The sequence below is a fragment of the Pseudomonas sp. IT-P218 genome (assembly GCF_949767605.1).
GTDB classification, from domain to species: domain Bacteria; phylum Pseudomonadota; class Gammaproteobacteria; order Pseudomonadales; family Pseudomonadaceae; genus Aquipseudomonas; species Aquipseudomonas putida_AE.
The window spans coordinates 1-661 of the sequence record NZ_CATKQQ010000061.1 but is presented as its reverse complement, the minus strand read 5'-3'; the positions used below and the strand labels follow the sequence as shown (position 1 = coordinate 661).

The window sequence follows — 661 nt, the reverse complement described above, 5'->3', positions numbered from 1 at the left end:
GCCGAGCGGCGCCGGGGTCTCGCCAGGGCTGTGGCACGGCCTGTCGCCGACGCTCTGGCAGTTCTATGGCGAGCAACTGGCTTCCCACCCGGACTGGCGCATTGCGGCCGACCCCAAGCTGGTGGCCCAGCTTCGTCAGCTGCTGCTCGGCCAGTTGGGCCAGCGCAATGCCGAAGCCAGCCTGTATAAAACCGTCCTCGATGAGGCCGCCAACCATTACCCAGCGTTGAACCTGCAACAGATGGTTGGCGACACCGAGGCACGGGCGCTGTTCGTCAGCACGGCCAACGTGCCGGGGGTGTTCACCCGCCAGGCCTGGGAGGGCCAGGTGCGCCCGGCGATCGACGCCATCGCCGAGGGGCGGCGTGAGGAAATCGACTGGGTGCTCAGCGACCAGCCCGGCGACATCGCCGCCGAGCTGACCCCGGACATGCTGCGCGAACGCCTGACCCGGCGCTACTTCCAGGACTACGCCAGTGCTTGGCTGAAGTTCCTCAACCGCGTGCGCTGGCAGCCGGCCAACAGCCTGGGGGAGGTGATCGACCAGTTGACCCTGATGAGCGACGTGCGCCAGTCGCCGCTGATCGCCCTGATGAACACTCTGGCTTATCAGGGGCAAGCCGGCACTCGGACCCAGGCGTTGGCCGATTCGCTGATCAGC

1 protein-coding gene is annotated in these 661 nt (G+C 67.5%); it reads left to right on the top strand.

Annotation, left to right across the window (positions count from 1 at the left end):
• A partial coding sequence (locus ACM6I6_RS24480; RefSeq protein ID WP_414920830.1) for an ImcF-related family protein occupies nt 1-661 on the top strand: 661 nt, incomplete at both ends.